At 60.6% G+C, this 9,270-nt stretch carries 10 protein-coding genes and 1 pseudogene; 6 read left to right on the top strand and 5 right to left on the bottom strand.

Going from position 1 to position 9,270, the window contains the following annotated elements; genetic code table 11:
* The first annotated feature begins 176 nt into the window (after window positions 1-176).
* From ACLP2E_RS09530 to ACLP2E_RS09515, 4 genes and pseudogenes are all read left to right on the top strand, one after another.
* The gene (locus ACLP2E_RS09530; protein ID WP_442465769.1) at window positions 177-1,790 is read left to right on the top strand and encodes a Mu transposase C-terminal domain-containing protein; all 1,614 of its coding nucleotides are present in this window, start codon (window positions 177-179) and stop codon (window positions 1,788-1,790) included.
* Window positions 1,791-1,864: 74 nt separating this feature from the next.
* Window positions 1,865-2,677 (top strand): TniB family NTP-binding protein, encoded by an 813-nt coding sequence (locus ACLP2E_RS09525; protein ID WP_442465770.1) that lies wholly within the window; start codon window positions 1,865-1,867, stop codon window positions 2,675-2,677.
* Window positions 2,674-3,540 (top strand): TniQ family protein, encoded by an 867-nt coding sequence (locus ACLP2E_RS09520; protein ID WP_442465768.1) that lies wholly within the window; start codon window positions 2,674-2,676, stop codon window positions 3,538-3,540. The genes ACLP2E_RS09525 and ACLP2E_RS09520 overlap by 4 nt, the downstream gene beginning before the upstream one ends.
* 105 nt (window positions 3,541-3,645) lie before the next feature.
* Window positions 3,646-3,897: pseudogene (locus tag ACLP2E_RS09515) on the top strand (transposase); the annotation flags it as partial.
* 330 nt (window positions 3,898-4,227) lie between these two features.
* Here the strand turns inward: ACLP2E_RS09515 and ACLP2E_RS09510 are convergent.
* Entirely contained in the window at window positions 4,228-4,848 is a 621-nt protein-coding gene (locus ACLP2E_RS09510) for a response regulator transcription factor (protein ID WP_442464079.1), read from the bottom strand.
* 126 nt (window positions 4,849-4,974) lie between these two features.
* Here ACLP2E_RS09510 and ACLP2E_RS09505 point away from each other — a divergent pair, with 126 nt between their 5' ends.
* Together ACLP2E_RS09505 and ACLP2E_RS09500 are read left to right on the top strand one after the other, a co-directional pair.
* Window positions 4,975-6,360, top strand: coding sequence for a histidine kinase (locus tag ACLP2E_RS09505; RefSeq protein WP_442464080.1), 1,386 nt, complete (start codon window positions 4,975-4,977; stop codon window positions 6,358-6,360).
* 329 nt (window positions 6,361-6,689) lie between these two features.
* Window positions 6,690-6,899 carry a hypothetical protein gene (locus tag ACLP2E_RS09500; protein ID WP_442464081.1) on the top strand — a complete coding sequence of 70 codons (210 nt, stop codon included), beginning with the start codon at window positions 6,690-6,692 and terminating at the stop codon, window positions 6,897-6,899.
* Between the two features lie 104 nt (window positions 6,900-7,003).
* On the opposite strand, the gene ACLP2E_RS09495 is transcribed toward ACLP2E_RS09500, so the two are convergent.
* From ACLP2E_RS09495 to ACLP2E_RS09480, 4 genes are all read right to left on the bottom strand, one after another.
* Window positions 7,004-7,933, bottom strand: a complete 930-nt coding sequence (locus ACLP2E_RS09495) for an energy transducer TonB (protein ID WP_442464082.1) — start codon at window positions 7,931-7,933, stop codon at window positions 7,004-7,006.
* Window positions 7,930-8,394 carry an ExbD/TolR family protein gene (locus ACLP2E_RS09490; protein ID WP_442464083.1) on the bottom strand — a complete coding sequence of 155 codons (465 nt, stop codon included), beginning with the start codon at window positions 8,392-8,394 and terminating at the stop codon, window positions 7,930-7,932. Before ACLP2E_RS09490 ends, ACLP2E_RS09495 begins: the two co-directional genes overlap by 4 nt.
* Window positions 8,394-9,032: a MotA/TolQ/ExbB proton channel family protein gene (locus tag ACLP2E_RS09485; RefSeq protein WP_442464084.1), complete on the bottom strand. Its 639-nt coding sequence runs from the start codon at window positions 9,030-9,032 to the stop codon at window positions 8,394-8,396. The genes ACLP2E_RS09490 and ACLP2E_RS09485 overlap by 1 nt, the downstream gene beginning before the upstream one ends.
* 41 nt (window positions 9,033-9,073) lie before the next feature.
* Window positions 9,074-9,270: hypothetical protein (locus tag ACLP2E_RS09480; RefSeq protein ID WP_442465767.1), on the bottom strand; the 197-nt coding region annotated here is incomplete at its 5' end.

The raw sequence follows: 9,270 nt of genomic DNA, 5'->3' as shown, positions 1-9,270 counted from the left end.
ATCGAGGATCGTTGTCGCGCTGCACTTAATCGTGAGACGCCCGATTCAGTGTTTTCAATGGCTTCGTTTTGCGCCTAATTTGAGACTCTGTAGTTAAATATGAGACTCGGCCTTGCTGTACTGCACTTAATTTGAAATTGAGAGCTCGAAACGTTGGTGAAATGTGCGCGGGCCAAATGGACGATCTACACAGTGACGACGACGAGCAAAAGCGGTGGGAGGAAGCCTGCCGGCGAGAAGAGGCCATACGCGATCTGCTGAGCAGAAATCCCGACGGCTTGACGGGCACGGACGTCACGGACTTGGCTTGGGAATTGGGGCTCAGTCGCGCCACGGCCTACCGGATGATCCGATTATTCCGGGCCGGCGGCACCGTGACGTCGCTGATGGATCGAGCGCGCGGCCGGCGCGAAGGTTTTCGCACACTCGACGAAGAGCGCGAAGAAATCATCCGACAGGCAATAACGGGCTTCTATCTGAAGCCTACAAGGCCGCCATTTTCGAAACTGTGCCGACAGATCCTGGTGAGCTGCGAAAAAGCGGGGCGTCAGCCACCCAACTGGCGCACAATCAAAGCCCGCGTTGAAGACATCGATTTGCAGACACGAGGGCAGCGGCGAGGTGAAAAGGAGATCGTCAAAGCGACGACGCCAACGCCCGGCGATTACCGCGCGTCGCGGCCCCTTGAGATCGTTCAAATCGATCACACGAAGGTCGACGCGTTCGTTGTCGATGAAGTTTCCCGCGAACCCATCGGGCGGCCTTGGCTAACTCTTGCTCTGGACGTTTTCACGCGGATGGTCGCCGGATTCTATTTGACCATGGAGGCGCCATCTCGACTATCGACGAGCCTCTGCCTGCTGCATGCGGTATTCGACAAGACGGCTTGGCTTCGAGAGCGCGAGATCGAGGAGGCTTGGCCCGTCGCGGGACTGCCCGAAAACATTCACGTCGACAACGGCGCCGATTTTCGAAGTCGCGCTTTTGAACGGGCTTGCAGGGATGAAGGCGTCAAAATCATTTGGCGCCCTCGTGGCGAGCCCCATTTCGGCGGACATATCGAACGCCTGATCGGGACCCAGATGGGACCGATCCATCTCTTGCCGGGGTCCACCTCCAGCAACGTCCAGGAACGCCGCGAATACGACTCCAAGCGGCATGCCGCGCTGACACTGCGCGAACTCGAACGGTACATAGCTCTGGAAATCGCTGGACAGTATCATCAGATTATCCACTCGACGTTGCGGCGGCCGAAGCTTGCGGTCTGGCGAGAGCACGAGTCCTCGCTAAAACTTCGCTTGCCGCAGGATCGAATGAAGTTTTGGATCTCTTTCTTGCCGGAGGACGAGCGCACGCTTCGCCCGGACGGGATTCATCTGAACAATATTCGCTACTGGTCATCTGCGCTGACCGCCGATGTCGGACGCTGCAAGGGCAGGTTGCTTGTAAAATATGACCCGCGCGACCTCTCGCGCATTTTCGTTCGGCGGCCCGCCGGCAATTTCGTCGATGCGCGATATGCCGATGTGACTTTGGCGCCGATATCGTTGCGCGAGGCGGTGGCCGCGAGAAAAGCACTCAATGCACAGGGAAAACGCGAAGTCGACATGCGCGCGGTCATCCGCACCGCGATCGCGCAACGGGAGCTCGTCGACCGCGCGACGAAGACAACAGCGCTCATTCGACGTTCCGGTCTGAGCCAAAACTCCAATGTGGATGACGACGGCTGGGGCTCGCTTCGCGGCATCGATTCCAGCAAACCGGTGCCTTTCGTAGAAGACACGGATTGAGCCCACGTGACCCATGATTTTGCCCACCTGACGCCGTCGGCGGCGGAAATGCTTTCGGAGCCAGCGACAAACGGATTCGAGCGATCAGATCCCGCCGCTGGGTCCTCTATCCGCGCGCAAAACAGGCGCTCGACCATCTCAATCGCCTGATTGACCACCCCAGGGGAACGCGCATGCCTTCGATTGCCGTTTATGGCGACAGCGGCATGGGCAAGACGACGATTATGGAACGATTTCGTGACGACAATCCGTCGGGCTTCGATCCGATTACGGGCAAGGAGCGAACGCCCGTAATGGCGATGGAAATGGCGGGCAAGCCCGGAGAGCGCCGCTTTTATGCCGAATTGCTCGCGTCGCTGGGCGCGCCGCAGAGTCCGCGCGCCGACATCGTGCAGATGGAGCAGGCGGCGCTTCGCCTTCTGAAAGTTGTCGGCGTCCAGGTGCTTGTCATCGATGAAGTGCATAACATCCTCGCCGGCTCGCATCGGGACCAGCGCATCGTACTGAACACGCTTCGCTTCCTCAGCAACAGGCTTCAAATCTCGCTCGTTTGCTTTGGCGTCACGGACGCCCGCGAAGCGATCAGCGGCGACGTCCAACTCGCAAGGCGCTTCGAAGAATTCTCGATCAACCGTTGGGGCGCGAATGAGCAGTTCGAAACCCTTGTCTCCTCCATCCTGCGAAATACGCCGTTGCGGAAGCCGACCGTACTGACGCCAAAGTCGCTACGCCGAATTTTGCAGGTGACCGAGGGCATCACCGCCAACATCTTCCACATGATCAATTGCCTCGCCGCTGACGCGGCCCAAAGCGGACACGAACGGATTACTGACGAGGCGATAGAGAACTGGCGCCCGCTCTCCGATGGCGGGGCGGCTTACGCATGAGTTCCCGGCACGGCGAAATAAAACAACTTCCCGTCATTTTTCCGCCGGTCCCGGATGAACTCTTGTCGTCGTGGATCGCGCGGCACGGCGCCTTTTACAATGTTTCACCACGCGCGATGCTGCGTCACGCGGTCCCGGAGGCCCACTCCCTGAGGAGTGCCGATGACCATCTGGCAGACAAACAAGTGCAGCTTCTCGCCCATATTTTTAGGCAAGAGCCTTCCGATATTCGTCGGATGACGTTTCTCAATATCGAGACCACCGCGCGGCGCCTTATCTCGGCTGAGGTGATCCAGTCATGTCAAACCTGCGCGATCGATAAAGCCGACGTCGGCGCCACGCCAATTCTGCGCAGCTGGCGTCAGGCTTGGCGCATCACCTGTCCCATCTGCCATTCTCAGTTGGGTGGGGCAGGGCAGGGGAGCGAGGCCAACAGCGGAGATAGCACGCATTCTCTCGCCACATGGGAAGACGCGCTCAAGGGCGAACGCCTCCTCGACGACTACGCCGAGCGGGGCACTCAGACCTGGGCGTCTCCAATCGACGTCCTCAAGCTCCTGTTGATGCGGCGCGATCCCAAGCCGATTGACCCTGAAAATTGGATCGAGACGCCGAAGATCCTCGACCTGCTCGTCCCAGGCTTCGATCGACTTGCCGCAGCGGCGGCAATAGCAATTCCACCGGTGGCCAGACCGATCTTGCCTCTGTTGCTCCGTCCGGCGCTTCTCGCTGGAATCGCAATAGTTGAACGTTCAGGCCCCAAAATCGTCACGGAACTCCATGCGCGGACGATGGGGGCCTACCACACTCATTTCGGAACCATCGCCACCAAAATTCTCGCCCCGCGCCAACCCGATTCTTGAGTCTCATTTATGCAGCTAAATTGAGATTCAAGCCGTCCGGAGTCTCATGTTTAACTACAGCGGCAGCTCCAAACCGGCGCAGTCTCACGTTTAAATGCAGCGCGACAGCACGAGCACTTGGTCGAGGAGGTTCAACGCCGGCTCGACGCCAATCCGTGCGCCATGGCCACCCGCCGCGAGACGGTCGAACACCCCTTCGGCACGATCAAGGCGCGGATGGGCGCCACGCACTTTCTCATGAAACGGCTTCCCAATGTCGCCGCCGAAATGGCGTTGCACGTTCTCGCTTACAATCTGACCAGGGTGATGAATATCCTCGGCAGGCCGGCGTTGGTCGCCGCCATCCGGGCGGGATGAAGACCCCAAGCCGCAACACTCAGCGGCGCCGTTGAACGCGCTAAATTGGCTTCGTCCGCCCGCCTATTCCACGTAAATCCTGACAAGAAACAAGGAGCCGAAGACAGCCGCTTCAAAAAGCGCTCTCTCCGCCAGCCAGCCCGGCGTTTTCACACAACCAAGACCCTCAGCGGCCGGTCGCTGAACTTGCTCGGCACGCCTGCCAACGGCTCAAACCGGCCATTCGCGTGAATGATACCACGCTCTCGGTTCGCCTGCGTGACCAGTTAAGTCAGTGCGTGAGCAGCTGAACAAAAGCCGTGGGCAGGCCAACCGCCACGAGCCTGCCTTTCAGGCAAGCTTTGAATCGACTGCTATGCGAATAAGCTCGACCGAACTGCGGGCTCCGAGCTTTTGTTTCAATGCGGTGCAATTATTGGCGGCGGTCTTAGGGGAGACGTTCAAAATATCGGCTATCTCCACGACAGTGTGGCCGACCGCGAACAATCGCAAAATTTCCAGTTCGCGCGCGTTCAAACCGGCAAGCTTGCCTGGGCCTGCCCCAGTTCGATTGAAGGCGACCTCGCTGGCCATTTCCGGCTGCAGATAGACGCCCCCATCGACGATGCGTCGCAAGGCGCCAATGAAGAGCAGCGGATCGTCGTTCTTGGCGATATAGCCCTTGGCCCCGGCCTCAATGGCGCGTGCCGCGAAAAAAGCATCGTCGTTCATGCTGAAAATGGCGATGCGCGCCTCGGGATCGCGCAGCAGAATGCGGCGGCAGAGTTCAAGACCCGAGACACCCGGCAGATTGAGGTCGATCACCGCGACATCGGGCCTGAATGCGAAGTAAGCCGAATAGCCGCTATTCCCATCCATGGCTTCACGGATCTCGATAGACGGATCCGTCCCGAGCAAGGCCTTGCAGCCGGATATAACGACGGGGTGGTCATCAACGATAAGAACGCGCACCGGATAAAGCCTCCAAATCGCCAGTAGAAACTAGGCATCATAGCCAAAAGCGAGGGCCGGGCAATCATACGGCCCATTGACACTTATGGCGGCGAATTCGAATTTGCCAATCTCCGGAGATGGATCATGTGGCAAAAAGTTTCACTGCGGTATCGTCTCAATCTTCTGTTCGGCGCCTTACTCGCGTCGTGGATGATCTTCGATTTCGTACGCATTCTGGCGGACGCGGGTCCGCGCGCTCGGGCAGAAGCCGAAAGCATGACGCGGCTGACGAGCGAATTCGTTGCCATGGCGCTTCCCCATGTGCGGGAGGCGCCGGAGCCGGAGCCCGCGCTGGCCGCCTTAGTCGATAGTTTGCAGAACTTGCGTCACGTCCGCGTCGCCTTGTCCGGCAACGATGGTCTCACGATTGTTGGGGCTTTCGCGGCGGCCGCCGATGCGCGTTCGCGGGTTCCGTCATGGCTGGCCGCCATGGTTCAAACGCCCCTCGGCGTTTCAACAATTCCTGTCGCTATAGGCGAGCGCCGCCTCGGCTCAATTGTTATCGTCGGCGATCCGTCGGATGAAATTGACGAGGTGTGGGCGGCGGCCAGGACACAGGCTTTGGCGGGCGGCGTTTTGGCGCTGGCGCTGCTTTGCGCGACGAGCCTGTTCATCCGGCGGGCGCTCAAACCGCTCGACGTCGCAGGGAGCACGCTGACCCGGCTCGAATCAGGCGATTACGCGGCCCGGGCGACGCCGGCGGGTTCGCCCGAATTCGTGGAGACTTGTCGCAAGATCAACAGTCTGGCGCAGGCCTTGTCTGATCTCAGCGCCGCCGAAGCCCATTTGATCGAACGGCTGATCGACGTCCAGGATGAAGAGCGCAAGACCATCGCGCATGAATTGCACGACGAGATCGGACCGCATCTTTTTGCCCTCCGCGCGGGCGCGGCCATGCTTGCGGCGCGTTTGCGCGCGGGCGGCGATCATGTTGCGGAAGCCGCCGCCGTTTCTCTCAGCGCTCAAGTCGAGTCCTTGCAGGGCCAAAATCGGCGCATTCTGGCGCAGTTGCGTCCGGCGGCTCTCGAGGAATTCGGCCTGATCGACGCGTTGCAGATCCTGGCCGAGCAATGGCGCAAGGCCGAACCCGCCGTTGCGCTGGCTTTGTCTTCATCCGAGCGGATCGCCGAACTTGGCGCGCGGGCCAGACTGATGGCCTATCGTTTCGTTCAGGAAGGGCTGACCAACGCTTTCCGCCATTCCGGCGCGCGGCATATCGACGTGACCCTGGGCTATGTGCCTACGAACAAGGTCGCCAACGTCAGCGATCCCGCGCTATCCGGGTTGCGGATCCTCATTTGCGATGACGGACGCGGCGTTGGCGAGCAAGCGAAGCCGAGTTTGGGCTTTCTGGGTATGCGCGAACGGGTGCAGGCGCTTGGCGGCGAAGTGGTCATTTCCAATGCGCTCGAGGGTGGAGCTCGCATCGAGGCGATTTTCGGCGCGCCCACGCAACCCGGCTTCGCTTAGAAGAGAATTTGCTAAATTCCATGAATGTAGGTTCGTGTTCGGGAAAGATGCCCAAAATCTTCCCGGCTTTACCTACAGGCTCAGGAAAATCTCCCGCCCACTTTTGGGGTGAATTCCCGAGCGTTTTTGAATAGGTTTTCCTTGCGTCGCGGACGGATAGCGAAGTTTTTGATCATTCCTCGCCCTCCCAAATTTTCACGTCCGCGACGCTCCCAAAAAAGGCCGGAGGCCTTGTCAAACCATTGGCAAGGGCCGTCCCTGTCCGGCATGCGCAAACCGGGAAAGCGCCAAAACCCGGATGGCCGCCAGCCAAACAACCGGAGCCGCCCATGACGCCATTCTCCGTTTTAATTCTCGTCTGCGCCCTGAGCGTAAATCCCTCCAACTGCACTCCCGAAAACGCAGTCGACGTGGTTTACGGCCCGCATGTCGAGAACGAGTTCCGCTGCGGCTTTCTAGGTCAGACGACCCTTGCCGCCTCCGCCATCGCGCCGCGCGAAGGGCAGGAATATGTCAAGATCGTCTGCCAGCGCGGTTAGGCAAGCGACGTCGTTTCGCGCTGCGCCGAAGACGCCGCGCTCGGGCCCTTGAAGATTCCGCGCGCTCGCTTTGCTGCAAACCGATTTCGCGACTATTCCGGCTCTCAACGCAAGCTGAAATTGATGGTTGTGCTGGAACGGAAAATACCGCCCGGTGGCGGCGGCGCGTGAACAGCAGCCATTATCGCGTGGACGGTGCCGTCGAGCGAGGAATTGCCCGATGAGCGCGTGATCGAATGGCTGATCACGCGGCCCGAGGCTCCGACGGTGAATGTCACGCTGACGGAGCCCGTCGCGTGCGCCTCGCGGGCGGCGGCGGGATAGACCTTGTGGCGGGCGACCTCGACGGCGAGCAGGGACGCATAATCGCCACGCGACATTCCAGACGCCTGAGCCTGTCCTTGCGGCGAACCGCGACGCGACGCCTGTTGTCCGGCCTGCGCCTTGCGACGACGATCCGCAGCTTCCGCTCGCTGGCGGCGCTGTTCGCGCAATTCCGCCGGCGTCGGGCTATCGTCCTGCTCTATTTCCACGACGACTTTTTTCTTGGGCTTTTCCACTGGTTTCGGCAGGGGTTTGGGCAGGGGTTTCTCTAATGGAAGGGGCACTGCTTCCGGCGCGATGACCTGCGGGAGTGGAGCCGCAAGTTCCGGGACGGTTTCGGCGGGCGGCGTCGTCGGCGCCTGTGGTGGTGGCGCCACCGGTTCGGGCGCGGCAGGTTCGGGCGCGACCTGAGCGGCGGGCGGAGGAGCAGCCGCCTCGGCCTCCTTTACCTCGTCGATATGTGGCTTGTCCTCGGCGCTATCGCCGAGCGGCACAAGCGTCACATCGATCCCGTCGAGCGAAACGAGAGGAACGACGCTCGCCACGACAAAGGCGGCCGCCGCCACATGCAAGGCCACCGCGACGATGGTCGCCGCCGGGCGCAACCAAAGCGGCCTGATCTCGCGTTCGACCTTCGCCCCGGCTTCTGGTCCGCCCTGTGGCTGAGCTAGGCCAGGCGACGAAGACGCTATGGCGCCCGCTTCGCTCAAGGTTTGCTCTCCGGTTTGATCTGCGACGTTTTTTCCTTGCCGTTCGGCGCGGTGACAATGGCGATATGGGTGATGCCATTCGTCGCCAGACGATCCATGATCGCCACGACATCTCCGAAGGAGGCCTCTTTGTCGCCGCGCAGGTGAACGACGCGCGTGGAATCCTCGCCAAGTTTGTTCTTCACCGCATCGACGAACAGGTCGGCGGGGACTTCGTCAGGCCCAAGCGAGACCTTGCCGTCCTTGCCGACAGTGACCACCACCGGCTCCTTGGGATTGAGCGGTTGCGCCGCTTTGGCTTGCGGCAATTCGACTTTGACGCCGGTCGCGAGCAAGGGGGCGGTGACCATGAAAATGATCAGCAGCACCAGCATGACATCGACCAAGGGCGTGACGTTGATGTCGGCCTGCTGCTGATAGAGCCCTTCGCCTGCTGGGCTTTTTCGGCTCGGGAAGGCCATCAGGCGGCGTCCTTTTTGGCCGGGAGCTGGCTCGTCGCTGCAAGCTGTTCCGCTCGATCCTCGATCAGATGCGACAGCTGGACGCCGACGTGTGAAAAAGCCGCGCCGATGCGGTTGTAGCCGATCGAGGCCGGAATGGCGGCGGCAAGGCCATAGGCGGTCGCCGCCAAAGCCTCGGCTATGCCCGGCGCGACAACGGCGAGGCTGGTGTCCTTGGCCTCGGCGATGCCGGCAAAGCTGGTCATGATGCCCCAAACGGTGCCGAACAGGCCGATGAAAGGCGCGACGGAGGAAATCACGGCCAGATTGGGCAATCCGCCCTCGGCGCGCATCAGCAATTCGCGCCCAGCGCGGCTCATCTTCTCGGCGTAACGCTGGCGCTTCTCACTGGAACTTTCGCCAGCGACGGCGAGCCCCCCGGCCGCGATTCCGGCGGCGTCGATCGGCGCAAACACCGCCGTGGCCTTGCCTGTGCGGGCCGCCGCCAGGGCGCGGGAGAGTTTCATCACGGTGAAGACGCCCTCGATGATCAATATCCAGCACCAAAGCGAAGCGACCAGCAAGATCGCCATCACCGCCTTGCCGATCGGGCTAGCCTGCAAGAACATTGCGACTGGAGAAAGCGACAGGCCGTCCATGCTTCAATTCCTTCTCGTGTTCGATTTTTGACTTTCGTGCCCTACATCGTTCGGGACGGTTTTTTGAGCGTAATTTCTTTCACCCTTTGGGCGTCATAGCCATAAAACTCTGTAATCCATCGCCAATACGAAGGCTCGCGTCCGAAAAGCCTGGCGGCTGTGTGCCTATCGCCAAGGATAGACGCATCGCCGCCAAGCACCCGATCTGCGGTATGGCGGTGTTTACCATTTAGCGTAG

The sequence above is a fragment of the Rhodoblastus sp. genome (assembly GCF_052145335.1).
In the GTDB taxonomy this organism is placed as follows: Bacteria; Pseudomonadota; Alphaproteobacteria; order Rhizobiales; family Beijerinckiaceae; genus Rhodoblastus.
Note: the sequence above shows the minus strand (reverse complement) of the source record. Positions and strands in the feature narration are given on the sequence as shown.